General features: G+C 24.6%; 38 protein-coding genes. All 38 read left to right on the top strand.

The features are described 5' to 3' along the window. Positions 1–115: 115 nt before the first annotated feature. Positions 116–982: a 16S rRNA (cytosine(1402)-N(4))-methyltransferase RsmH gene (gene rsmH / locus OC683_RS00890; RefSeq protein WP_304514684.1), complete on the top strand. Its 867-nt coding sequence runs from the start codon at positions 116–118 to the stop codon at positions 980–982. A 324-nt stretch (positions 983–1,306) separates the two neighbouring features. Beyond that, positions 1,307–1,621 (top strand): 30S ribosomal protein S10, encoded by a 315-nt coding sequence (gene rpsJ, locus OC683_RS00885; RefSeq protein WP_304514683.1) that lies wholly within the window; start codon positions 1,307–1,309, stop codon positions 1,619–1,621. Between the two features lie 88 nt (positions 1,622–1,709). Continuing rightward, positions 1,710–2,375, top strand: a complete 666-nt coding sequence (rplC, locus tag OC683_RS00880; protein WP_304514682.1) for a 50S ribosomal protein L3 — start codon at positions 1,710–1,712, stop codon at positions 2,373–2,375. Next, positions 2,368–3,003, top strand: a complete 636-nt coding sequence (rplD, locus tag OC683_RS00875) for a 50S ribosomal protein L4 (protein WP_304514681.1) — start codon at positions 2,368–2,370, stop codon at positions 3,001–3,003. The genes rplC and rplD overlap by 8 nt, the downstream gene beginning before the upstream one ends. Further along, positions 2,996–3,289 carry a 50S ribosomal protein L23 gene (gene rplW, locus OC683_RS00870; protein ID WP_304514680.1) on the top strand — a complete coding sequence of 98 codons (294 nt, stop codon included), beginning with the start codon at positions 2,996–2,998 and terminating at the stop codon, positions 3,287–3,289. The genes rplD and rplW overlap by 8 nt, the downstream gene beginning before the upstream one ends. Before the next feature lie 69 nt (positions 3,290–3,358). After that, complete coding sequence (gene rplB, locus OC683_RS00865) at positions 3,359–4,189, top strand: 50S ribosomal protein L2 (RefSeq protein ID WP_304514679.1); 831 nt, start codon at positions 3,359–3,361, stop codon at positions 4,187–4,189. An 18-nt stretch (positions 4,190–4,207) separates the two neighbouring features. Further along, the gene (rpsS, locus tag OC683_RS00860) at positions 4,208–4,489 is read left to right on the top strand and encodes a 30S ribosomal protein S19 (RefSeq protein WP_193621882.1); all 282 of its coding nucleotides are present in this window, start codon (positions 4,208–4,210) and stop codon (positions 4,487–4,489) included. A 29-nt stretch (positions 4,490–4,518) separates the two neighbouring features. Then, positions 4,519–4,863, top strand: a complete 345-nt coding sequence (gene rplV, locus OC683_RS00855; protein ID WP_304514677.1) for a 50S ribosomal protein L22 — start codon at positions 4,519–4,521, stop codon at positions 4,861–4,863. 25 nt (positions 4,864–4,888) lie between these two features. Beyond that, a complete protein-coding gene (gene rpsC / locus OC683_RS00850) occupies positions 4,889–5,605 on the top strand; it encodes a 30S ribosomal protein S3 (RefSeq protein ID WP_304514676.1) in 717 nt (238 codons plus the stop codon). 85 nt (positions 5,606–5,690) lie between these two features. Beyond that, positions 5,691–6,110, top strand: coding sequence for a 50S ribosomal protein L16 (gene rplP, locus OC683_RS00845; RefSeq protein ID WP_304514675.1), 420 nt, complete (start codon positions 5,691–5,693; stop codon positions 6,108–6,110). Next, positions 6,107–6,298 (top strand): 50S ribosomal protein L29, encoded by a 192-nt coding sequence (gene rpmC / locus OC683_RS00840; protein WP_304514674.1) that lies wholly within the window; start codon positions 6,107–6,109, stop codon positions 6,296–6,298. Before rplP ends, rpmC begins: the two co-directional genes overlap by 4 nt. A 405-nt stretch (positions 6,299–6,703) precedes the next feature. Beyond that, positions 6,704–6,982 (top strand): 30S ribosomal protein S17, encoded by a 279-nt coding sequence (rpsQ, locus tag OC683_RS00835; protein ID WP_304514673.1) that lies wholly within the window; start codon positions 6,704–6,706, stop codon positions 6,980–6,982. Further along, positions 6,979–7,359, top strand: a complete 381-nt coding sequence (gene rplN, locus OC683_RS00830) for a 50S ribosomal protein L14 (protein WP_304514672.1) — start codon at positions 6,979–6,981, stop codon at positions 7,357–7,359. Before rpsQ ends, rplN begins: the two co-directional genes overlap by 4 nt. 11 nt (positions 7,360–7,370) lie before the next feature. After that, positions 7,371–7,718, top strand: a complete 348-nt coding sequence (gene rplX, locus OC683_RS00825) for a 50S ribosomal protein L24 (RefSeq protein ID WP_304514671.1) — start codon at positions 7,371–7,373, stop codon at positions 7,716–7,718. A 19-nt stretch (positions 7,719–7,737) separates the two neighbouring features. Continuing rightward, positions 7,738–8,283 (top strand): 50S ribosomal protein L5, encoded by a 546-nt coding sequence (rplE, locus tag OC683_RS00820; RefSeq protein WP_304514670.1) that lies wholly within the window; start codon positions 7,738–7,740, stop codon positions 8,281–8,283. Between the two features lie 19 nt (positions 8,284–8,302). Continuing rightward, the gene (gene rpsN, locus OC683_RS00815) at positions 8,303–8,572 is read left to right on the top strand and encodes a 30S ribosomal protein S14 (protein ID WP_304514669.1); all 270 of its coding nucleotides are present in this window, start codon (positions 8,303–8,305) and stop codon (positions 8,570–8,572) included. A gap of 28 nt (positions 8,573–8,600) precedes the next feature. Then, a complete protein-coding gene (rpsH, locus tag OC683_RS00810) occupies positions 8,601–8,981 on the top strand; it encodes a 30S ribosomal protein S8 (protein WP_304514668.1) in 381 nt (126 codons plus the stop codon). A gap of 25 nt (positions 8,982–9,006) precedes the next feature. Further along, a complete protein-coding gene (gene rplF, locus OC683_RS00805; RefSeq protein WP_304514667.1) occupies positions 9,007–9,552 on the top strand; it encodes a 50S ribosomal protein L6 in 546 nt (181 codons plus the stop codon). Between the two features lie 20 nt (positions 9,553–9,572). Next, positions 9,573–9,926, top strand: a complete 354-nt coding sequence (rplR, locus tag OC683_RS00800) for a 50S ribosomal protein L18 (RefSeq protein WP_304514666.1) — start codon at positions 9,573–9,575, stop codon at positions 9,924–9,926. Between the two features lie 36 nt (positions 9,927–9,962). Next, the gene (gene rpsE, locus OC683_RS00795) at positions 9,963–10,487 is read left to right on the top strand and encodes a 30S ribosomal protein S5 (RefSeq protein ID WP_304514665.1); all 525 of its coding nucleotides are present in this window, start codon (positions 9,963–9,965) and stop codon (positions 10,485–10,487) included. After that, a complete protein-coding gene (gene rpmD / locus OC683_RS00790; RefSeq protein WP_078122911.1) occupies positions 10,484–10,666 on the top strand; it encodes a 50S ribosomal protein L30 in 183 nt (60 codons plus the stop codon). Before rpsE ends, rpmD begins: the two co-directional genes overlap by 4 nt. Positions 10,667–10,713: 47 nt before the next feature. Further along, the gene (gene rplO, locus OC683_RS00785) at positions 10,714–11,151 is read left to right on the top strand and encodes a 50S ribosomal protein L15 (protein ID WP_304514664.1); all 438 of its coding nucleotides are present in this window, start codon (positions 10,714–10,716) and stop codon (positions 11,149–11,151) included. Positions 11,152–11,176: 25 nt separating this feature from the next. After that, complete coding sequence (gene secY, locus OC683_RS00780; RefSeq protein ID WP_304514663.1) at positions 11,177–12,439, top strand: preprotein translocase subunit SecY; 1,263 nt, start codon at positions 11,177–11,179, stop codon at positions 12,437–12,439. Between the two features lie 80 nt (positions 12,440–12,519). Then, entirely contained in the window at positions 12,520–13,266 is a 747-nt protein-coding gene (map, locus tag OC683_RS00775) for a type I methionyl aminopeptidase (RefSeq protein ID WP_304514662.1), read from the top strand. Positions 13,267–13,289: 23 nt separating this feature from the next. After that, positions 13,290–13,514, top strand: coding sequence for a translation initiation factor IF-1 (gene infA, locus OC683_RS00770; RefSeq protein ID WP_420887811.1), 225 nt, complete (start codon positions 13,290–13,292; stop codon positions 13,512–13,514). Positions 13,515–13,536: 22 nt separating this feature from the next. Continuing rightward, on the top strand, positions 13,537–13,653 hold the full coding sequence (rpmJ, locus tag OC683_RS00765; RefSeq protein ID WP_078122916.1) for a 50S ribosomal protein L36: 117 nt from the start codon (positions 13,537–13,539) through the stop codon (positions 13,651–13,653). Positions 13,654–13,675: 22 nt separating this feature from the next. Next, complete coding sequence (rpsM, locus tag OC683_RS00760; protein ID WP_304514661.1) at positions 13,676–14,074, top strand: 30S ribosomal protein S13; 399 nt, start codon at positions 13,676–13,678, stop codon at positions 14,072–14,074. A gap of 8 nt (positions 14,075–14,082) precedes the next feature. Next, positions 14,083–14,475: a 30S ribosomal protein S11 gene (rpsK, locus tag OC683_RS00755; protein ID WP_304514660.1), complete on the top strand. Its 393-nt coding sequence runs from the start codon at positions 14,083–14,085 to the stop codon at positions 14,473–14,475. Between the two features lie 13 nt (positions 14,476–14,488). Continuing rightward, positions 14,489–15,454, top strand: coding sequence for a DNA-directed RNA polymerase subunit alpha (locus OC683_RS00750; RefSeq protein WP_304514659.1), 966 nt, complete (start codon positions 14,489–14,491; stop codon positions 15,452–15,454). Between the two features lie 55 nt (positions 15,455–15,509). Further along, positions 15,510–15,866: a 50S ribosomal protein L17 gene (rplQ, locus tag OC683_RS00745; RefSeq protein ID WP_304514658.1), complete on the top strand. Its 357-nt coding sequence runs from the start codon at positions 15,510–15,512 to the stop codon at positions 15,864–15,866. Between the two features lie 129 nt (positions 15,867–15,995). After that, a complete protein-coding gene (locus OC683_RS00740; protein ID WP_304514657.1) occupies positions 15,996–16,817 on the top strand; it encodes an energy-coupling factor transporter ATPase in 822 nt (273 codons plus the stop codon). After that, positions 16,793–17,668, top strand: a complete 876-nt coding sequence (locus OC683_RS00735) for an ATP-binding cassette domain-containing protein (RefSeq protein ID WP_304514656.1) — start codon at positions 16,793–16,795, stop codon at positions 17,666–17,668. Before OC683_RS00740 ends, OC683_RS00735 begins: the two co-directional genes overlap by 25 nt. Next, entirely contained in the window at positions 17,652–18,653 is a 1,002-nt protein-coding gene (locus OC683_RS00730) for an energy-coupling factor transporter transmembrane component T family protein (protein ID WP_304514655.1), read from the top strand. The genes OC683_RS00735 and OC683_RS00730 overlap by 17 nt, the downstream gene beginning before the upstream one ends. Positions 18,654–18,747: 94 nt before the next feature. Further along, positions 18,748–19,368, top strand: coding sequence for a dTMP kinase (tmk, locus tag OC683_RS00725; protein ID WP_304514654.1), 621 nt, complete (start codon positions 18,748–18,750; stop codon positions 19,366–19,368). A gap of 5 nt (positions 19,369–19,373) precedes the next feature. Then, the gene (locus OC683_RS00720) at positions 19,374–20,318 is read left to right on the top strand and encodes a hypothetical protein (RefSeq protein WP_304514653.1); all 945 of its coding nucleotides are present in this window, start codon (positions 19,374–19,376) and stop codon (positions 20,316–20,318) included. A gap of 21 nt (positions 20,319–20,339) precedes the next feature. Next, positions 20,340–21,188 carry a 16S rRNA (cytidine(1402)-2'-O)-methyltransferase gene (gene rsmI, locus OC683_RS00715; RefSeq protein ID WP_304514652.1) on the top strand — a complete coding sequence of 283 codons (849 nt, stop codon included), beginning with the start codon at positions 20,340–20,342 and terminating at the stop codon, positions 21,186–21,188. A gap of 39 nt (positions 21,189–21,227) precedes the next feature. After that, complete coding sequence (locus OC683_RS00710) at positions 21,228–22,787, top strand: class I tRNA ligase family protein (RefSeq protein WP_304514651.1); 1,560 nt, start codon at positions 21,228–21,230, stop codon at positions 22,785–22,787. Between the two features lie 140 nt (positions 22,788–22,927). After that, positions 22,928–23,461 (top strand): hypothetical protein, encoded by a 534-nt coding sequence (locus OC683_RS00705; RefSeq protein ID WP_304514650.1) that lies wholly within the window; start codon positions 22,928–22,930, stop codon positions 23,459–23,461. The last annotated feature ends 1,099 nt before the right edge of the window (positions 23,462–24,560 follow it).

The following is a 24,560-nucleotide window of genomic DNA, read 5'->3' as shown; positions in this document are numbered from 1 at the left end:
GTTCTCGCAAGAGAGTAAATTAGGGAAAGCGGTGTGCTGGGAAACTTGCTCGCACCGTTTGGACGGGGGCTGATTGTCAATAAAACAACAAATACAAATCGTTGTATAAAACGCAATTAATCTATCCGTATTTTATGTTGATGCTACGTTAGGTGCAGGTGGTCATAGCCATGCTATTTTGAATAAATTAACTAGTGGCACTTTATACTCATTTGATCAGGATATTAAAGCTATTAAACAATGTCAGCAAAGGTTTATTAATTATCCAAATATTTTTTTAATAAATAAAAATTTTGCTTGTTTATATGATGAACTATTAGCACGTAAAGTAAATATGATTAATGGTATTGTTTTTGATTTAGGATTATCATCATTACAAATTAATGATAATACGAGAGGTTTTAGTTATTTACGTAATAATTTTTTAGATATGAGAATGAATTGTAGTAATCCTATTACTGCCCAATATATTTTAAATAATTATTCTTTAGAAGAATTGCAAAAGATTTTTCAAATTTATGGCGAAGAACCAAAATCTCGTATGATTGCTAAAGAAATTATTAAAAATAGACCATTATATATGACTTTTGATTTAGTTAAAATTACTGATAAATTTAAAAATTTTCGTAATAATCGTGGACATAGTGCTAAAAGAGTTTTTCAAGCTTTGCGCATAGAAGTTAATCAAGAATTAAAATGTCTACAATTAGCTTTAGAACAAAGTTTAAAATTATTAAAAAAAGATGGAATTATATTAGTAATTAGTTTTAATTCTTTGGAAGATCGTGTAGTAAAACAGTTTTTTAAAAAAAATAGTTCTCATGATTTGGTGTGGTCTCGTTTACCTGTTCAAAATAAAGATTTGCCAACTCCTGCTTTAAGAATTATAAATAAAAAGGTTATACGCCCTTCTTATGAAGAACAAGAGTTTAATTCTTGTAGTCATTCGGCTAAACTCAGAATAGCTATCAAAAATATATGAAAATAATATTTTTTATATTTTTGTTAAAAATTATATTTTTATTAGAAAATTTTTTTTGTTGATATAAATAGATATATTTTTTTATGATATAATGATAAATGTGTATATTCTGTGAATATTTTATATTATTTGAGGTAATTTCGGAATAATATAAAATATTTTATTTTTTAATTTAAGGATTTTTACAATAAATTAAATTATTATTTTCTGTTAATAAAATTTTTTTTATATACGCTATTATGCTTAACAAAAATTAAAAATTTATATATGTAAATATCAAATAAATATTTTATTTATCCTAAAATAGGAAAGGTAATCTAAGGGATGAAAAAAAAGTCAGAAATTTTTCAAATTTGTTTAAAAACTTATGATTTTAAAATGTTAGAATCAACTGTTACAAAGATTATTGATAGTATTGTTGCTACTGGAGCCGAAATTAAAGGACCTATACCATTACCTACTCGTAAAGAAATATTTACTGTTTTGCGTTCTACTTTTGTTCATAAAGATAGTCGAGAACAATTTGGTCGTTTTACACATAAACGTTTAATTCAAATTATTAATCCTAATGCCGAAACTATTGATGCATTAACGCGTATTAATGTTCCTAAATCAGTTGATATTAGTATTAAACAATAATATAATAATTTAAATTAATTTTAATTTTTATATGTCTATTTAATATTTTTAGATTTTATTATTATTTTAAAAGGAGATATTGTTTAACATGTCTAAAGGAATTTTAGGACGAAAAATAGGTATGACTCAGTTCTTTGATCATGATCAAGGTTTATTAATTCCTGTTACTATTGTTCATGTCGCTAATAATGTTGTTTTGCAACAAAAAAAAATAGAAAAAGATGGTTATCAAGCGACACAATTATCTTTTGCAAATAAAAAAGAAAAAAATACGACAAAACCACTTAAAGGTCACTTTAATAAATATAATTCTTCTCCTAAATTTTTTGTACGTGAGATTTCTTTGAATCATAACAACTCAAATAAATTATCAGAATTAAAACCAGGACAAATTTTAGATATTAATATTTTTAATTCTGGAGATTTTATAGATGTAACGGGAGTTAGTAAAGGTAAAGGTTTTGCGGGAGTTATTAAAAAATATAATCAAACTATTGGTCCAAAAAGTCACGGTTCGCGATTTCATCGTAGACCAGGTTCTAATGGTCCTATTAAAGGTAATCAAAAAGGAAAGCATTTACCTAGTCAAATGGGTTTTCAAAAAGTGACTATTCAGAATTTGAAAATTATATCGGTAATATCAGATAAAGATGTTATTTTAATTAAAGGCAACATCCCTGGACCTAACAAAGGTTTTGTGATGATTAAAACAGCCGTTAAAAAAATTAATAAAGAGGCTATATCTCATGCTTAAGTGTAACGTGATTAATATACATGGTCAACCATGTGATGAAATAATTTTATCCAATAAAATTTTTGGAGTTAAATTGCATCAACAAGCAATTTATGATGTAATTAATCAACAAAGAGCTGCTAAAAGGTTGGGCAATCATAAAACTAAAAATCGTGCTGAAGTTTCAGGAGGAGGTCGTAAACCTTGGGCTCAAAAAGGAACGGGTAGATCACGTCAAGGAACTATTCGTTCTCCTATTTGGCGAGGTGGAGGCCATGCTTTCGCTTTGCAAAAAAGAGATTATCATTTTAAAATTAATGCTAAAGTTAGAAAACTAGCTTTTTATTCCGCTTTATCCTGGCATTTTAAAAATAATACTTTAATAATTTTAGATTCTTTAGATTTAAAAAATTCTAAAACTAAAGAATTTACTAAATTATTAACTGAATTAAAAATCAATTTGAAACATAAAATTTTAATTGCAGTTCCTAAATTAACTGATTATTTAATTAAATCTACTAATAACTTATCTCAAGTAATGTTAGAAAGTGTGACTCATTTTAGTGTTTATCAAATTTTTCAAGCAAAATACTTAATGATTACTCGTCAAGCAATTAATTATTTGGAAGGAAAAGTTGTTAATGAATAAATATTATAAATATATTAAAGATCCTATAATCACTGAAGCAACTAATAAACAGATGGAATTATATAATAAATATTTTTTTAAAGTTGAAAAAAATATTAATAAAATAGAAATTCGAAAAGCTATAGAATATATTTTCAAAGTCAATGTTATGTCTGTTAATATTATTAATGTTCTACCAAAATTTAAAAGAAAAGGTAAATATTCAGGTTATACTTCGGCTTATAAAAAGGCTATTGTAAAGGTTGTTCCGGGACAAAGGATTAGTGATTTGAGTGAAATTAAATGATTTTAAATTTTATCAATTACAAAATTTTTTTAAAGTATATGAAATAAATTAAAGGAAAATAGGTTAATTATGTCTATCAAAAAATACAAACCTACCTCTAATGGCCATAGAAATATGCAATTACAAAGTTTTTCCGAACTTACTACCTCTAAACCAGAAAAAAAGTTATTATTTTTTAAAAATAATACAGGAGGGCGCAATAATCGAGGTGTTATTACCGTTAGAGGTCATGGGGGCGGAGCAAAACAAAAAATTCGTCTTATAGATTTTAAAAGAGATAAAGATGGAATTTTAGGTAAAGTTGCTACTATTGAATACGACCCTAAAAGAAATGCTTATATTTCTTTGATTCATTATCGAGATGGTGAAAAAAGATATATTTTATCTTTAAAAGGATTAAATGTTGGTAGTTATGTTTCATCCGGTTTAGGTTCGGAGATTAAGGTAGGAAATGTTTTACCTCTCAAAAATCTTCCTATTGGTTCAGTTGTAAGCAATGTAGAATTAAAACCTGGTAAAGGCGGACAATTGGCTCGTGGAGCTGGTTCTTACGCTACTATTGTATCGCGTGAAGATAAATATGTTGTTTTAACTTTACCTTCAGGAGAAATTCGTAAAGTTTTAGCTACTTGTAGAGCTACTATAGGTGCTATAGGAAATGATACTTATAAATTAATTAGAAATGGCAAAGCAGGAAGATCTCGTTATTTAAATAAAAGACCTAAAGTTAGAGGTACTGCTATGAATCCTAACGATCATGCTCACGGTGGCGGAGAAGGTCGTAGCCCTATTGGATATGTTTCTTCTAGAAGTTATACTGGTAAACCTGATCGTGGTATCAAAACACGTAAACAAAATAAAAAATCTACAAGTTTAATTTTAAAACGTCGTAAAAAATAAGGAGCAAAATAGCAAATCATGAGCCGTTCTATTAAAAAAGGGTTTTTCGCTGATCATAATTTATTATCTAAAGTGATGCGACAAGAAAAACAAAAAATTAAAAAAACTATAAAAACTTATTCTCGTGATACTAGTATAATACCTGAATTTGTTGGTCATAAGATTTCTGTACATAATGGAAAAGATTTTACAGATTTATTTATTACTGAGGATATGGTAGGCTATAAATTAGGTTCTTTTGCTTTTACTCGTAAATATGTAGTACATGTTAAAAAAGATAAAAGTTCGCAAAAAAAATAAAATTCTAGGAAAGCGAGAAAATTTATAAAATGTTGAATAATGATGTAAAAGCTATCGCTAAGCGAGTGCCGATAGCTCCTAGAAAAGTACGTTTAGTTATTGACTTAATTCGTTATAAAAATATTGAAGAAGCTCAAGCTATTTTGGAATTTACTCGCAAAGCTGCTTCTATAGTAGTTTCAAAATTATTAAAAAGTGCCGTTTCTAATGCTGTTAAGAATTTTAATTTTAATATTAATAATTTATATGTTAAGAAAATTTTTGTTAATCAAGGTGTTAGAATGAAACGCTTATTACCTAGAGCTAAAGGTAGAAGTAATCAAATTCAAAAAAATACTAGTCATATTACTATTTTTTTAGCTCAACAAAAATAGAATTAGAAAGAAAAGGTAGCATTTAATGGGTCAAAAGAGTAGTCCTATTGTTTTAAGATTATCATTGCTTCGTAATTGGGCATCTAATTGGTATTCAGAAGCTAAAAAGGTGCCTTTGTTAATTCATGAAGATTATAATCTTAGAAAATTTATTAATAATTATTATCCTTTGGGAACTATTGCTCGTGTGGAAATTCAACGTTTTAAAAAAGATAATGAAGAAAAGATTGAAATTTTTTTGCATACTTCCAAAATAGGAATTGTTATAGGTGCTGATAATAAAGAAAAAAATAAATTAGTTCAAAAAATATATAAATTAATTAAAAAGAATATTAATATTAATGTGATCGAAGTTAAAAATCCTGATAAAGTAGCTTCTTTAATAGCCCAAAATATAGCTGCACAATTACAACAAAGAGCTTTTTTTAGAGCTGTTCAAAAAATGCATATTCAAAAAGCTTTAAAAGCAGGATTGAAGGGGATTAAAATTAGCCTCAAAGGTCGTTTAAATGGAGCTGAAATCGCTAGAACAGAAACTACTATTAAAGGTATTTTGCCTTTAGGAACTTTTCGTTCTAAAATTGATTATGCATACGTTGCTGCTAAAACTATTCATGGAATTTTAGGTGTTAAAGTTTGGGTTTGTGATGGTAATTATGCTACTCAAGATCATCAAGAAAGTTCTAAAAAAATATCTCACGAAAATATATCTAATACAAAAACAGAAAATTCAGCAAAATAAATAATTTTTTAAATTATTTTGAAATACAACTGAGAATAAGTTATTTATAATCAATAATCATCTTAAATAAAAGAGGTAATTTTTTATGTTAATGCCGAAAAAAACTAAATATCGTCGTTTACATCGTTTAAGTTACGAAGGAAAAGCCAAAGGTCAAACTAGAATTTTGAATGGTAATTATGGTTTAGTAGCTCAACAAGGCCGTTGGATTAGTAATCGACAAATTGAAGCTTCTCGTATAGTTATGACTCGTCATTTAAAAAGAGAAGGTCAAGTATTTATTAATATTTTTCCTAGTTTGCCAATTACTGAAAAAAAATTAGTTCGAATGGGTTCTGGTAAAGGTAACGTAGTTAATTGGGTAGCAGTTGTTAAACGTGGTACTGTGATGTTTGAAGTTCGTGATTTAAATAATATAGAAAAATTCGAAAAAGAAGCTTTAAGATTAGCTTCGCATAAACTTCCTATTAAAACTAAAATTGTTGCAAAAGGGGAACTAATATGAAAATTAATGAAATTCGTAAAATGGGAATGGATGAAATTTTTAAAAAGCTGGAATCTTTTCAAAAAGAATATTTTGAAAAACATTTACAATTAGGATTATCAAAATTAAAAGATACTTCTGTAATACGTAAAATTTGTAAAAATATTGCCCGTTTAAAGACTGTTATCCGGGAACAAAAAAATAAATAAATTTTATCCTAATAGTTATTATTTAAATTTTTATAAGTGGAAATATATAAGCTTAAAAAAATTAATAATAAAAAATAAATATTAATTAAATATTATTAGGATATCTTAAATTAAAAGATAAAAAAAGACATAATAACGTGATAAAATAAATCAGCACTGTTTATTTAAAATTAAAAAATATTTAAAAAATTAGATATGGTTTAAAACATGAGAAATTTTAGAATATTTTAGTTCTTTCTAAGTTTTAAAATTGAAGAAAAATTATTTTTGTATTAATTATCTATAAATTTGTTTTCGATATAATATTATTAATTTTACATTTTTGGATATAATTTGTACTAAATAATTTATTTTTAATATATTATTAAATGATATTGAATGTTAACAAGGAGGATTAAAATATAAATGCGTAATGTGAGAAAAAAAGTTAGAAAAAAACTTTCAGGCATAGTTGTGTCTGATAAAATGTCTAAAACTATAACTGTAGCTGTTAAATATGACAAACAGGATTCATTATATGGCAAAAGTGTCAAAAAAATTAGTAAATTTTATGTTCATGATCCTAATGGAGATGCTAAAATAGGTAATATGGTTTCCATCGAAGAAACTCGTCCTTTATCAAAATTAAAAAGATTTCGTTTAGTAAAAATTTTACGTTCTGTTACAAAGGTGTCTGATTTATGATTCAAGTTAATACACGTTTAAAAGTTTCAGATAACAGTGGAGCTAAAGAAGTTTTAGTGATTGGTATTCCAGGGGATACTGGTAAACGTTATGCTTACATTGGTGATTTAGTTACAGTTTCTGTTAAAAAAACTACTACTACTAGTTTAATTAAAAAAGGTAGTATTTCTAAAGCTCTTATTTTGAGAACTAAACATGGTTTTAAAAGCAAAAATGGTAGTTATATTAAATTTGATGATAATGCAGTTGTTATGGTCAAAGATGATATGACTCCGAGAGGAACTAGAATTTTTGGACCTGCTATTAGAAATCAAAATTTTCAAAAAAATAATTTTTCTAAGTTTATATCTTTAGCAGAAGAAGTTTTAGTGGTATGAGGTTGTTATAAATGCGTATAAAAAAAGGTGATACAGTAGCTATTATTTCTGGCAAAGATCGTTATTTTATAGATCCTACTAGTCAAAAAAAAGTATTTCGTACAGGAAAAGTTATAAAAGTTTTTTTTAAAGAGCAAAGGGTTTTAGTGGAAGGTGTAAATATTGCTATTAAACATAAAACTTTTGACAATGATAATGACCAAAAAGGTCAAATTATTAAAGAAGAAATGCCTATTCACGTTTCAAATGTTGCTCTAATTGATCCGAATTTAAAAATTCCCACTCGTGTAGGATTTCGTTTCGATTCAAATAAAAAAATTCGTTATTCTAAAAAAACAGGTTTAACAATTAGTACTTGAATAAAAAAGGTTAAATAATATGGAAATTAATAAAAATTATACAAAAAATAATACTTTTTTAGCTTTAAAAGAAATTTTTAATGTTCATTCTATTATGCAAGTCCCTAAGATAGAAAAAATTGTGATTAATGTAGGTCTTGGAAAAGCTGCTTCAGATGCTAAATTTTTAGCTGATTGTCGCCAACAATTAGCTTTAATTAGTGGTCAAATTCCTATTAATACCGAAGCCAAAAAATCTATTTCTAATTTTAAATTACGAACTAAAGAAATAATTGGTTTAAAAGTAACTTTAAGAAGTCATAGAAAAGAGTTTTTTTTAAATAAATTGATTCATATTGTTTTGGCAAGAATTAAAGATTTTTCAGGACTTTCTTTAAAATCTTTCGATGGTAAAGGTAATTATAATTTAGGAATCAAAGAACAAATTATTTTTCCGGAAATTAGTTTGGATCAAGTAAAAAGAAATTTTGGCATGGATATTTGTATAGTTACTACGGCTTCTAACGATCAACAAGCTAAAAAATTATTAGATTTTTATGGAATGCCTTTTAAAAGGATAAAATAAAAATAGGAGTTAAATGTAAATGGCTAAGAAATCTAAAATTATTAAAAATTTAAAACAAAAAGAAATATTTTTAAAATATTTTCGTATAAGAGCAGAATTAAAACAAAAAAAAGATTATCAAAGTTTAGCTAAATTACCTGTCAATTCTTCTATTGTGCGTTGCAAAAATATAGATAAAATTGATGGTAGAGCTAGGGGTTATATGCGAAAATTTGGTTTATCTCGTATTAATTTTCGTTTATTAGCGAATAAAGGTGAAATTCCCGGTATTGTAAAAATGAGTTGGTAAATATAAAAGGAAGTACAATTATAAAATTATGGTAATGACAGATACTATTGCTGATTTCTTAACAAGAATTAGAAATGCTAATGCAATGAAATATGATGAAGTTTGCGTACCTTATTCGAATTTAAAAATTAGAATGTTAGAAGTACTTAAAAAAGAAGGATTTATTATTAATTTTAATATAGATAAAAAAATTAATGAGATTATTATTTATCTAAAATATAATAAAGAAACTAAAGAAAGTGCAATTAAAGGATTAAAAAGAGTTTCTGAGTACGTTTCAGTTCAAGAAATTCCTAAAGTAAGAAATGGTTTTGGAATAGCTTTAATTTCTACTTCTCGAGGTATTTTAACTGATTATGAAGCTTCATCATTAAATGTGGGAGGACATTTATTAGCTTATATTTGGTAGTAATTTTAATGAAGGAGAAATATTTATGTCACGGGTAGGAAGGAAAATTATTTCAATTCCGGAAGGTGTTGTTGTAGAAATTAAGCCAGATAATCAAATTTTAGTTTCATCTTCACAAGGCAAATTAGAATTTCAATTTAATTCTTGTTTAAGTATTATTAAGAAAGATAATATTATTACTATTACAAGACCTAATAATAATAATTTTATGAAAAAAATTCATGGCACTACTAGAGCTTTATTGAATAATATGGTTCAAGGAGTTAAAAATTTATTTTCTAAAGAGCTTAAAATTACAGGTTTAGGTTATTCGTGTACAGTAGAAGAAGATAAATTAGTTTTTAAATTAGGTTATTCTCATGATATTGTTATGAAGATTTTACCTACTTTAATAGTAGAAGTGAATAAACAAAATAATTTAATAATTATTAAAGGCGTTGATAAACAATTAGTAGGTGAATTTGCCGCAAAAATAATATCTCTTGCGAAACCAGAGCCTTATAAAGGGACAGGAATATATTATGTTGGCGGTTACATCCATCGTAAAGCTGGTAAAAGTGCTAAAAAATAAAAAAGGAATTTATTCGGTTTATGATTAAAAAAGAATCTTCTCAACTTTTAAGACGAAAACGTCATTTACGTTTAAGAAAAAAAATTGTAGGTAGTTCACAAAAACCCCGTTTAAATGTCTCTTATTCTAATAGATATTTTTATGTTCAAATTATTGATGATAATTTAGGTATTACTTTATGTAGCGTTCATAGCAAACATATTAATTATAATATTATTAATACTAAAGCAGCTTCAGAAATTGGCAAAATAATTGCTCAAAAAGCTTTGGCAAAAGGTATTAAAAATGTTGTTTTTGATCGGGGCGGATATCTTTATCATGGTCGCATTAAAGTTTTAGCTGATTCTGCTCGAGCAGAAGGTTTAAATTTTTAATAATATGTTCAGTTATTTAAAAAAATGGAGACATTTATGAAAAGAGAATTATCTAATAAAAAAAAATTTTCTTCATTAGAAGAGAAAATAGTAAAAATTAGTAAAATTGTTAAAGTTGTTAAAGGTGGTCGTCGCTTTCGTTTTTCTGCTTTAGTTGTAGTAGGTGATCAAAAAGGTAATGTTGGATTTGCTTCTTGTAAAGCGCAGGAAGTGTTAGAAGCTATCAAAAAAGCTGTTGAAAAAGCTAAAAAAAATTTGTTTTGCGTTGCTTTAAATGGTACTACTATTCCTCATGAAATTATAGGTCGTTTTGGAGCTACTAAATTTTTTTTAAAACCAGCTTCTAAAGGGACAGGTATTATAGCAGGAGGAACGGCGGCAAGATCAATTTTTAAATTAGCAGGTATTACAGATATTATTGCAAAAACTTTTGGTTCACGTACACATATTAATGTTTTAAGAGCTACAGTTAACGGATTAAAACAGTTAAAAACTATACAAGATGTGGAAAAACTTAGGGGTATTACGTTACAAAATCGTATTAGAGGAATTGCTAAATGAATAATATTCAAATTAAGTTATGCAGAAGTTTAATCGGAAGAAATCCTAAACAAATAAAAACAGCTCATGCATTAGGATTGAAAAAGATTAATCAAATAGTTATTAAGGAAGAAAATGCTGTATTAAAGGGAATGTTAAACATTATTAAGCATTTAATTTCAATTAACAAAAATTTTTAATTTTTAAAAAGATTATTTGGGATTAAATAAGAGAGGAGAGTTTTTATATGTTGAATTCATTAAAACCTGTTCATAAAGCGCGTAAAAGTATTAAGCGCTTAGGTAGAGGTCCAGGTAGTGGATTAGGTAAAACTTGTGGTCGCGGTCATAAAGGACAATTAGCTCGTTCTGGTGGAAAAACACGTGTAGGTTTTGAAGGCGGTCAAACTCCTTTTTTTCAACGTATCCCAAAACAAGGTTTTTATAATATTAATAAAAAAAAATATTCTTTAGTTAATCTTGAAGATTTAGAAATATTTGAAAATGATACTTTAATAACTCCTGAATTATTAATGGAACATAACAAAATTAAAAAAAATAATGATTTGATTAAAATTTTAGCTAAAGGCAATTTAACTAAAAGATTAATAGTACAAGCTGTGAAATTTTCTAAAAAAGCAGAAGAGGCTATTATAAAATCTGGAGGAAAGATTCAAGTTATATAAAATTAAATAAAAAAGGTAAATTTTAATGAGCATGTTAGTAAATTTTATTAAAGATAAAAAACATATTATAAATAAAATTTTTTTAACTTTATTTATTATTTTTATTTATGTAATTGGTTTAAACATATACATCCCTTTTATCCCTCTTAATATTTTACAATTTGCACAATTAAAAAAATTATTATTAAGAGATCTTTCTATATTTAATAGTTCTATGCCTATATATTTTCTTTCTTTAGGGGTAATGCCTTATATTACTGCTTCTATTATTATACAAATTGCTAATAAAATTTTCCCTTTTTTAAAAGAATGGCATGAACAAGGTTCTATCGGGAAATATAAAATTAATTTTATTACTAGATTGCTTACTTTAATAATAGCTTTTGGTCAAGGTTTGGCTTCTATTATTCGTTCTCAACTTTTTGATGTGGCTCAACAAAAAATTTTAGTTTTGCAAGTAGTATTTTTTTTAGTAGTTGGTTCTTTTATTTGTATTTGGTTATCAGATTTAATTACGAATAAAGGTATAGGTAATGGAGTTTCTATTTTTATAGTTATAAGTATAAGTGAAAATTTATCTAAAAGTTTTAAATCTTTATTGTCAAATGATGCATTTTTCAGTACAAGTCAAAAAATTTTAGTTTTATTATCTTTTTTAATTTTATTAATTTTAACTATTATTTTATGTTCTTCTTATTTGAAGATTCCTATTAGTTATGCTACATACAAACGAAATGATACAATTCAAAATCATATCCCTTTAAAAATTAATACTTCTGGAATTTTACCTATTATTTTAGCTAATACTTTTCTTAATATTTTTCCAACTATAGGCGCTTTTTTATCTAATGATAATTATTTTAAAAAATTTATTATTCAGTTGCAAGAATCACAATATTATTATTTAGGTTTAGGTTTTTTTGTTTATCTTTTATTGATTTTGGTATTCTCGTTTTTTTCTGTTTTTATAATGTTAGATCCTTATGACATTGCTAATCATTTATCTAAACAAGATGCTTATTTGGATGGAGTTAAACCGGGACAAGAGACTGTTTATAAAATTACACAAAAATTATTTAAAATTACCCTTATGGGAGCTTTTTCTTTGACAATATTAGCAGCTTTACCTGATATAATTAATTTTATTTTATTTAGCAAATTAAATCGTTTTGCTACTTTTAATTTAGGAGGAACTAGTCTTATAATTGTAGTGGGGGTAGCTATTGAAATTGTACAAAAAATTACAGCTAGTACTAATGTGAATAAATTATATAATAAATTATTTTAATTTTATTAATTATTATTTTTAGTACTTTTAAGAAATAAAAATTTATTTATGAAAATATATAAAATGGAATCAATTATTTTATGTTCACTGTTAAAAACAAAGATGAAATCGCTATAATGAAAATGGCAGGTAAAATTTTATCCCGAATTAAGACAAAATTAATTTTTTTTTTAAAAGAAGGTATATCCACAGGGAAGTTAGATTTTTTGGCTAATAAATTTATGCAAGAGTATGAAGTGATTTCTGCTTTTAAAAATTATGATGGTTTTCCGGGACATATTTGTACTTCTGTGAATGATGCAATAGTTCATGGAGTACCCTCTGATCAACAAATTTTAAAAAATGGTGATATTATAACTCTAGATTTAGGAATTAAATATAAAGGTTATTTTGTAGATGCTGCTTTTACATATGCTATAGGCAATATTCCTGATAAGACTATTAAATTGTTGAAAGATACTCAAGAAGCTTTATATAAAGGTATTGAGCAAGTTCGTCCGGGTAATCGAATATCAGATATTTCGAAGGCTATTTTTAAAATTGGTAGTTTGAATGGTTATGGTATTATCGAAAATTTTTCTGGTCATGGCATTGGTAAATTTTTACACGAAAAACCTTATATTTTTAATTTTAATTTTGTGGAAAAAGATTATGTATTAGTGCCAGGAATGACTTTTTGTATTGAACCAATGTTTACTTTGGGTAGTAAAGAAGTTCAAATACTTTATGACGGTTGGACAGCAGTTAGCAAAGATAATAGTTTAAGCGCTCATTTTGAACATACTATTGCAGTTACTTCTCAAGGTTATGAAATTTTAACATTATAAATTTGTAATAAAGGGGATTTTTTTTGAAATATTATATGGAAAAAATAAGTATAGATGCTTCAGTTATCGGAACATTGCCGGGTGCTAAATTTAAATTGGAATTACCTAATAAAAAAAATATAATAGCTTGTATTTCAGGTAAAATACGTAAAAATAATATTCATATTTCTTTAGGTGATAAAGTAAAAGTAGAATTTAGTTCAGATTCCAAAGATATAGGCCGTATTGTTTATCGTTATAAGTTATAAATTGTAAAGGAATTTTAAAATTATGAAAGTTCGTGCATCTGTAAAAAAACGTAGTGCCGATGATATTATTGTTCGACGTAATAAAAAAGTATTTGTTATTAACAAAAAAAAACGTCGTCATAATCAGAGACAGGGTTGATACAGAAAGGAGTATATTTTAAATGTTAAGAATTGCAGGAGCAGATATTCCTGGTACTAAAAGTATTTTAATTGGTTTGACTTATATTTATGGTATAGGGATTAAAACATCTCGTAAAATTTTGCAATCCATTAATATTGATGGTAATATTCGAGTAAAAGATTTGCAAGAATCCCAATTAACCGCTATTAGGACAGAAATTAATAAATTAAATGAAAAAGGTTTACTCAGAAGAGAACTTTCTTTAATGAATATCAAGAATTTAATAGCTATTAATTCTTATAGAGGTAGAAGGCATAATTTGGGGTTGCCAGTAAGAGGTCAAAATACCCGTAACAACGCCAAAACATCTAGAAAAAATCGGCAAGTAAATTTATCAGATTTAGTTAAAAAAAATAATAATCTCAAAAAAAGAGGATAATTTAATTTATGTCTTCAAAAAAACAAACAAAAAAAGATAAAAAAGTTAAAAAAAATATTCCTGTAGGAATTATTCATATTAAAACTAGTTTTAATAATACTATTATTAATTTTACAGATGAACAAGGTAATACTATTGTACAAAAAAGTGCTGGTAATGCAGGTTTCCGTGGTAGTCGTAAAAGCAATTTATTTGCTGCTCAACAAGTGGCTAAAAGTGTTGCTGAAATAGCTACTAAAATTTATGGCGCTAAAAGCGTAGAAGTACGTTTTAATGGTATTGGTCTTGGCCGTGATACTGTTTTAGTTTTTAAAGAAGCGGGGTTATTTGTTTCATGTTTTAAAGAAGCTACCCCTGTTCCTCATAACGGTTGTAGACCTCGTAAACGTCCTCGGGGATAAAAAGGATATTGACATGACAAAATTACAATTTTTAAAACCTATAATGCAAATTCAAGAAAAAGAAAATTCTAATTCTAATTGTAGTATTTTTATGATTCAATGCTTATCTTCTACTTATGGTAATACTTTAGGAACACCTTTAAGAAGAATTTTACTTTCTTCTTTGCCAGGGATTGCTATTGTTAATGTTAAAATTGAAGGTGTTAAACATGAATTTAGTTTTATAGAAGGTATTACTGAAGATGTAATGACTATTTTATTGAATTTAAAAGGAGTAATTTTAAGTTCTGATTATGATTCTATAGACGATTTTGAACAAAAATTGGAAATAGATGTAAAAGGTCCTAAGGAAGTTACAGCATCAGATTTTAAACCTGTTACTGGAATTAAAATTATCAATCCTTCTCATGTAATAGCAACTTTAAGTTCGAATGCAGAATTAAAAATGGAAGTCACTGTTCGTAGAGGTATCGGTTACAAAGGATCTGAAGAAAATAAAATTTATAATCGTGGCGAATTTGGGGTTATCGCTATAGATTCTATATATACTCCTATTGTTCGTAGTACTTTTCATGTAGAATCTAAATTAGGTAATAAAGAAGAATTAATTTTAGAAATTGAAACTAATGGCGCTATTACTCCTAAAAAAGCTTTAGCTTTAGCAGCTAAAATTTTATTAGATCATTTAGCTGTTTTGGTCGAATTATCAGAAGAAACTCAAAAAATTAATTTTATTCAAGAACCTGAAAAATCTCATCATAATCATGCATTAGATTTTAAAATTGAGCAATTAGAATTATCAGTTAGATTATTAAATAGTTTAAAAAAATCTAAAATTTTTACTGTTCGAGAATTAGTTAGTCATCAAGAAGAAGAAATTACTAAATTAAGTAGTTTAGGAAAAAAATCTTTCGAAGAACTTAAAGAAAAAATGAAGAATTTAGATTTGCATTTTGGTATGTTAAATAAATTAGAATAATTTGAATAAAATAAAATTATAAAAATACATAAAGAAAGAGGATAAGCATTTTATTATGAGTTTTAGCAAATTAAGACGTAATAAATCTCAAAAAAAATCTTTATTAAAAAATTTAGTATCCAGTTTAGTAATATCTGAACAAATAACTACCACTTTACCAAAAGCTCAAGAATTACGTCGTATGATGGATAAAGTTATTAATTTGACTAAAACATCAAATTTAGCTAATCATAGAAGAGCTTTAAATTTATTTTTTAATCAAAAATTTAGTAATAATCAAACAATTTTACGTAAGTTAGTTGAGGAAATTTCACCTAAATATAATGATAGATTAAGCGGTTATACGCGTATTATTAAAACTGAATTTCGTCGTGGTGATTCTGCTCCTATGGCTATTATTCGTTTTGTTTGAAGTAAATATTTTTGTATTTTTGATTCATATTTATAAGTTTAAGTTGTTTTATTCTATTTAATTTTTTAATTTTAATGAAATTTATAAATATAATATAAAACCAAAAATATTAGATTTTTAAGGTAGATTATGATTGTTGTTGAAAATTTGTATTTTAGTTATAAAGATGTTGAAATTTTAAAAAATTTAAATTTTTGTATTCATTCTGGCAAATGGATTTCAATTATAGGTGGTAATGGTTCGGGTAAATCTACTTTAGCTAGAATTTTGGTTGGTTTATTGCCGATTTTAAAAGGTAAAGTTATTATCGATAATATTGTTTTAACAGAAGAAAATTTATTTTTATTACGTGCTCGTATGGGTATTATTTTTCAAAATCCAGATTATCAATTTATTGGTTGTGATGTAAAACATGATATTGCTTTTGGATTAGAAAATCAAAATTTACCTCGTGAAGTGATGGAAAAAAAGATTTTTAATATTGCCCAAAAGTTAAATATTTTGCATTTATTGGATTGTAATCCTCAAGAATTATCTGGAGGTCAAAAACAACGAGTAGCTATTGCATCTGTTTTAGTTATGGAACCGAAAATTATAATTTTTGATGAACCTACATCTTTTTTAGATCCTCAAGGGACCCAAGAAATTTATAATCTTATCGAAGATATTCATCAAAATAATAATATAACTTTAATTACTATTACACATGATTGGGAATTTGCCTTTCGAAGTGATGAAATTATTTTTTTACAAAAAGGTAATCTTTTAAAAAAAGATATTCCTATTAATTTTATGAAAGATGAAATATTTTTAAAAAATAATTTTATCAATTTGCCTTTATTTTTAAAACTTTATTATCGATTACAACAAGATTTTAATCGCTTATCAAAACCACCTATTATTTTGTCTAAATTGAAGGATTTTTTATGGCAATACAATTTAAAGATGTAAGTTTTTCTTATGATAAATATAGCGTTTGTGCTTTAAATAAAATTAATTTATCTATTAATCCGAATCAAGAATTTATTGCTATTGTTGGTCCTACAGGTTCAGGAAAATCTACATTAGTACAAATAATGAATGGTTTATTATTGTCTGAAGTAGGTATAGTAAAAATTTTTAATAAAATTATTAATTATAAAACTTCTTCAGCATTTTTGAATAATATAAAGCGGAAAATAGGTTTAATTTTTCAATTTCCTGAATATCAATTGTTTGAATCTACTGTTTTAAAAGACGTTTTGTTTGCTTTTGCAACTGATATTAATAAAAATTCTAACGAATTAAAAAAAAAAGCTATAAAAATCTTAAATAAAGTTGGAATTAGTAGTAATTTTCTGAATACTTCTCCTTTTAAGTTATCCGGAGGTCAACAAAGAAAAGTTGCTATTGCAGGAATTTTGATTATGGAACCGCAGATTATTATTGCAGATGAACCAACAAGAGGATTGGATGCTCAAGGTTATACAGATATAATGAAAATTTTTAAAGATCTTTATCAAGCAGAAAAAAAAACAATTATTTGTGTTACTCATGATATGAATTTGGTAGCTCAATATGCTACTCGTGTTATTTTTATGGAAAAAGGTCATATTATTTTTGATAATTCTAAAGAATTTTTTTTTAAAACTTTTAAATTGCATAAATTTAATTTATATGAACCTAAAACTTTTAGTCTTTTAAAATTAATGCAAAAATCTTTTAATATTCCTTTTCATCCGGTTTATTCTGAAAAGGAATTTTTAGCTTATTTACGTAAATTTTATACAGGCGGAATTGAAAGATATGATAAAAACAAATGATAAAAATAATATAGCATCATATCGTAATAGTTTTTTTTTATATTCGATTCATCCTGCTGTTAAAATATTTATTTTTTTTTGTTGGTTAAAAATTATTTTAGGTTTAAATTTTTCATTAAATTTTATACATAAAGATTTGGTAAATATTTTTTTTTATATAATTATATTAATAGTTAATTTTTTCTTAATATTTTGGTTGTTGCAAAAAACTAATTATTCGTGGGTAAAATTGCTTAAGAAATTTTCACATTTAAATTGGTTAATTATATTGAGTTTAATTTTGAATTTATCTACTGTTTCTAAATCAAGCGATGATATTAAAATTTTCATGTGGAATAACTTTTATATTTGGTGTTTCATTACTTTATTATTTTTTATTTTTAAATATTATTTTGTAAATAGTTTTTATAGTTATTTTTTTCTGATAATAATTTTGTTATTACCTCGTTTTTTTGTTTCTCGAAGTTGGTTCATTAATGAAACTCAAATATTATTTTTATCTTCAAATTATATATGGAAAACTTTTTTTGTTATTATACGTATTTTAATGATTTTTTTAGTTTTTGCTTTATTTTCTGAGACAACTTCTTTTATTGAAATAAACGATGGATTAGAATTTATTTTAAAACCTCTTAAAAAAATTAATTTTCCTTTAGAAACTTTAACTATGTTATTATCATTAATTTATATGTTTATACCTTTCTTATTATCCGAATCACAAAAAATAATAAAAGCACAAACTTCTCGAGGTATTGATTTAAATACTCAAAATATTTTTAAAAAAATTTATTATTTTATTTCTTTATTAATACCAATTTTTGTTCTTTCTTTTCAAAAATCTTCAATTTTAGCTAATGCTATGGAATCACGAGGTTATATTTTAGGAGCTCCGCGCACAAAATTAACTTATTATTATATGAGTTATCTTGATTATTTGATATTATTTTTTCATTTATTATTATTGTGTTGGAGTTTTTTTATTTGATTTTTAATCATTTATAATTAAGATTTTAATCATTAATTTTTTAGTTAAAATTTATTTATTTTTTATTTTAATGCGGAAGTTAAAGGTAAAAATTATGTTTATTTCTTTCGAAGGTGGAGATGGCGTTGGTAAAACAACTCATGTTTTGTCTTTATTTCAAACTATTAAAAAGCGATATCCAGTAATTATGACTAGAGAACCTGGTGGTTGTAATTTAGTTAAATCTATAAAACAAATTTTAATTAATACTCATAATAAAATCGATTTTGTAACAGAATCTTTATTATACGCAGCAGATAGAACAGAACATCTTCAACAAGTTATCAAACCAGCTTTATCAGATAATAATATTGTTATTTGTGATCGATATTTAGATTCGTCTTTTGTTTATCAAGGTTATTTGAGGAAATTAGGTATTAAATTTATTCGGCAAATTAATTATTTAGCTTATAAATTATTGCCTGATATTACTTTTTATTTAGATTTGGAACCGGAAATAATTTTAAAAAGATTATATGCTCGAAGTAAATCTAAATTAGAAGGATTTGACGCGCAAAAACTATTTTGGCACCAACAAATTAGAGATGGTTATTTAAAACTTTACCATTTATATCCAAAAAGAATTTTTAAAATTAATACTAATAATCTTTCTTTTGAAGAAGTTCATATAATTATTTTGAATAAATTACGTGAATTATTCCGATTAAATATATAAATATTATGTCTAATAATTATTTAATAGAATATTTTAGAATGTTAATGCGTGATCAAAAATTATCTCATTTATATTTGATAGAAACTAATTTGAATGCTCAAATGAAAAAATCATTAATTATAGATTTAGTATATGAATTTTTGCAAAAAGATAATATTAAACCTGATGTTTTAAAAAAAATGATTATAGAAAATAGTTATCCTAATTTTTATTATTTACGTGATGATAAAAATTTTTCTGTTAGTAAAGAACAAATTTTAGAAATGTATAATTATTTTACACAAACGTCTTTAATTCAAAAAAAAAAAATTTACGTTATAGAATCTATAGAAAAGGTTAGTTATAATGCGGCCAATAGTTTGCTTTATTTTTTAGAGAATCCTATAAATGAAAATATTTTAGGTATTTTATTCACTGAAGATCGTAATTTAGTTTTACCTACTATTGTTTCTAGATCACAATTTTTATGCTGGCATCCTTATTCTCAAAATTCTTGTTCGAATGTTTTGGATTTGCAAAAAGATATTTTTGATAAAATATTATTGAATTTATTAAAAGAAGTTAATAAACAAGAAATTTACTTATTGAATAAAAATTATTTTTTTAATTTGAAAAAATTTTTTTTAATTTTTTTGGAAAATTTTCAAACAAAATCTTTTTCTAATCAATTATTGTATGAAACATTTAATTTGATGATTTATGAGTATTTTTTTAGTGATTTTTTGTTTATATTAAGTAATTTTTTTATAGATTTATTATTTTATCAAAAAAACCAAAAAACGAGGCATAATTTTCCGAAATATTTGTTTCAAATAGGTAATTTAATTTCTTTATCAGAAATAGAAATTATAAATTGGTTAAGAATTTTTAATGATTTAGAACCTATAAGTTTAAAAATGGAAAATAAATTTTGTTGGTTAGCTTTAATTTTAGAAATTAAAAAAAAATAATAATTATGATGGATATGAATTATGTTATACATTCAAAAAACTTTTCAAGAGAAAAAAGCTACTTTATATTTAGTTGCTACTCCTATAGGTAATATGTCAGATTTAACTTTTAGAGCTTTAAATATTTTAAAACAAGTAGATTACATTTTGGCTGAAGATACTCGTCAAGCTTATAAAATTTTGAAATTTTATAAATTCGAGAATAATTTATTGTCATTACATCAATTTAACGAAAAACAAAGAATTCCTCAAGTTTTATCTTTATTGCGGCAAAATAAAGATTTAGCTCTTATTAGTAATGCAGGAACTCCTTTGATTAGTGATCCAGGTTTGTTATTAGTTCGTGAAGTACAAGCATCAGGTTTTTACTTGTGTCCTTTACCGGGAGCTTCTGCTGTTACAACTTCTTTTAGTATTTCTACTTTCGCTTTACCTTTTTTATTTTTAGGTTTTTTTCCGAAAAAAAGAATACAAAAAGAAAATATTTTATTAAAATATCGTTTTTTCGAAGGAACTTTAATTTTCTTTGAATCTCCTTTACGTTTATTAGAGACTTTGTTATTGATTCAAAAACTTTATGTTCACAGAAATATTAATTTATCTAAAGAATTAACGAAAAAATTTGAAACTATTATTTGCGGGGATATTAATGAGATTTTGCAAGAAAAAGAAAAATTATCCTTAAAAGGCGAATATGTAATCATTATTGATAAAAACAAATTTTTGTCACCATTTCAAGATTTAACTTTGGAAGAACATTTTTTATTTTTATTGAAACAAGGTTATTCTCGGAAAGAAGCCTTGAGTTTTTTATCTAGAGAACGTAAGATCTCTAAAAAACAAATTTATAATCAATTTCAGATAAAATAGTTTGAATTAGAATTTAAGGAGTAATTAAAATTAGTTTATATGGTTTCAAAAGATAAATTTTTTATTACTACTTCAATTGTATATACTTCATCTTTGCCTCATATAGGTAATGTTTATGAAATTATTTTAGCAGATGCTATATCACGTTTTAAAAAAATGGAAGGATATTCTGTTTTTTTTCAAACAGGAACAGATGAACATGGTCAAAAAATAGAAAATAAAGCTTTAATAAATAAAATGTCTAATCAAGAATATGTTGATTATATTTCTAATGAAATTAAACAAATTTATGATTCGGTTAATATTCAATATGATTATTTTATTCGTACTACTGGTGAAAAACATAAGAAATATGTTCAAAAATTTATAAATCAATTATTCGAACAAAAAGATATTTATTTAGGAGTTTATCAAGGCTGGTACTCTATCGCTGAGGAAAGTTATGTTTCCGATAAAGATTTAATTGATAATAAATTACCTAGTGGCGAAACTCCAATTTGGATGAAAGAAGAAGTTTATTTTTTTAAATTATCCAAATATCAACCAATTTTATTGCAATATTTAAAAGATCATCCTGATTTAATTAAACCAGTTGCGCGTAGAAAAGAAATTTTAAATTTATTAAAAGAACCTTTGGCAGATTTATCAATTTCAAGAACTTCTTTTAGATGGGGAATTCCTTTGCCTTTTGATAATGCACACATCACTTATGTTTGGTTTGATGCTTTAAGTAATTATATTACAGGTTTATTAAAATTTCCGCAATCAAATGATGATCAACTCTGGCATGAAGATTTAAATTTTGTTAAATATTGGCCGCCTGATTTACAAATTATAGGTAAAGATATTGTGAAATTTCATTTAATTTATTATTTGAGTTTTTTATTTGCTTTAAAATTACCTTTGCCTAAACAATTTTTAATTCATCCTTGGATTTTATTTAATAATCGCAAAATGTCTAAATCGACTCAAAATGTAGTTTATGTAGATGATTTAAATAAAATTTTTCCTATTGATGCTATTCGTTATTTTGTTTTACATGAAATTCCATATGTTTCTGATGGTTGTTTAACTTATGATTTAATGTTTGAACGTTATAATACGGATTTGATAAATACTATTGGTAATTTATTAAGTCGTTCTATAGGCATGTTAAAAAAATATTGTGATAATAAAGTTATTAAAGTTAATAATTTTGAAAATGAATTAGGATTAAAATTATCAAATTTTGCTCTTTCGGTTTTACCAATAATTCGTTTATGTATGAAAGATTTTAAAATATCTGAAGCTATCGAACATATTATGAATTTGGCACGTTATGGTAATAAATATATCGATTTAATAAAACCATGGGAATTATTTAAAAGTAATTCTTCTCAAGATATTAATAAATTAAATTATTGTTTATATAATACAATAGAAATTTTACGTTTTATTGGTGTTTTATTACAACCTTTTTTGCCAACTACAGCTAAATGTATTTTAGATCAAATTCAATCAGAAGAAAATACTTTTGAAAGTTTAAAATTTTTCGGTATTACCAAAAATAAAATTTTAGTCGGTAAGAAAGATAAACTATTTCAGCGTTTTGAAAAATAAAATTAAAAATATTTTTTTAATGAATCATTTTGATTTAGACATAAAAAAATTTTATTATTTCGATAAATAAACCTAAAAAAGTATAATTTTCTTTTTATAAGATTAAAATTGTAAATTAAATTATTTAAAAAGGATTTTAAATGAGAATAATACCTTATGAATTATATCCATACGCCCCTGATATTTCTTTATGTGCTTTAAGAAAAGAATTTGGTATGTATGATTATTGTTTAAACAAAAATATTAAAAACAAAGCTATGCAACCTTTTTTAGATTTAGGTCGTAATTATTTTAATTTGTCTATTAATAAATGGGTTTTAGAAATGCATCAAAGAATTTATTATGTTAATAGTTTTCATGATTTTTATGCTAAAAATCATAATTATACAATCGTTAATACAAATTTTTTAGTAATTTTAGAATGTTGTTTACAATGGGAATTAAAAAGGTTTATGCCTCATAATAAAAATATATCATGGTATATCATTATTAAATCTTTCTTATCCGTTGATAATCAAAATAATTTATACGATTTATTATCTTTAGATATGTATCAATATTTAAAAAACTGGTATTGTGATAATTTTATGTTTTCCAATAAGCAAGGAAATTTAAAACCTAAAAATCTTGATATGAAAAAAGTAATTTTATTTTTTAAAAAAAATTTATTTTAATATTTTATTTGATAATAAAATTATAAATAGATTGATAATATGATTAAAGCGCTAAAAGGGCTTAAATATCAAGTAAGTTAACAAATTACCAGGCGAATACTCTCGATGAAGTTAAAGGATGAATTAATATTTAACTAAATCTGAAGATAAAAAACCGAATTCAAAATTCAATATACTATAAAAAAGATGACAGTTAATTATATTTATATGTAAAATTCCAAAAAAATAACACGAAAGTCCAATTGACACTTACTTAATCTTGAAATAAAAAGTTCTGAAACAATTCTTAGAATAAGAACGAGATTATTACTTTGGTTACGTTCACGTTCGCAATTATTATTTCAAATTAACCGATTTCTATCTTCACTTTAATCCTGAAAATGATAATTAATTTATTAATTTTAATATTAAGTTTAAAGTTTAATCAAAGGATTTTATAAACCTTTTTATTCATTATATTTATTTACACGACAAACTATTTTATTAATCAATATTTATTTTGTTCTTGTAAACTCTAAAATAAAAAAAATTTAAGTTTTATTTGTTTAATTGATTGTTTGTGGCTTTTTTATAATTTTCAAATAGAAAACAAACATTTTTATCATCAAAGAAATTTGTTTGAGATTTTAGTTATTTATTTAGAACATATATTTTTAACTTTAATATTTTCATATTATTACTTTTTTAAATAAAACTTCGTTAAAATTAAAAAATTTTTATATTGGATATTATGTGTTATTTGGCAAAATCTCCTTATCAGATTATAGATTTAAATATAAGTTTTAAGTAATTTATTATTTTATGGTATAATTTTGTCATGAATATCTATTGCTTCTTTAATATTAATTCAAATCAAAAAAAAATTATAAAAACATAATTTAATCCAAACAAACTCGCTCAATTTGGCGAGTTTTTTTATTTAACAACTTTTTTTTAAAATCTATAAGCCAAGGAAATTAATCGTTTAAGCGAGAAATTCGAACAAAAAATCCATCAATAGGTACCAACAAAGTTTGCATTTTCTAGACCTTGAAGATAATATTAAAATTTAGAAAACACTTCAAGAAAATATATCTAAAAAAATTTTGAAATTCTTCAC

The organism is Candidatus Phytoplasma crotalariae (assembly GCF_030586865.1).
GTDB classification, from domain to species: domain Bacteria; phylum Bacillota_I; class Bacilli_A; order Acholeplasmatales; family Acholeplasmataceae; genus Phytoplasma; species Phytoplasma citri.
The sequence above is the reverse complement of the archived record's forward strand: the minus strand, read 5'-3'. Positions and strand labels throughout refer to the sequence as shown.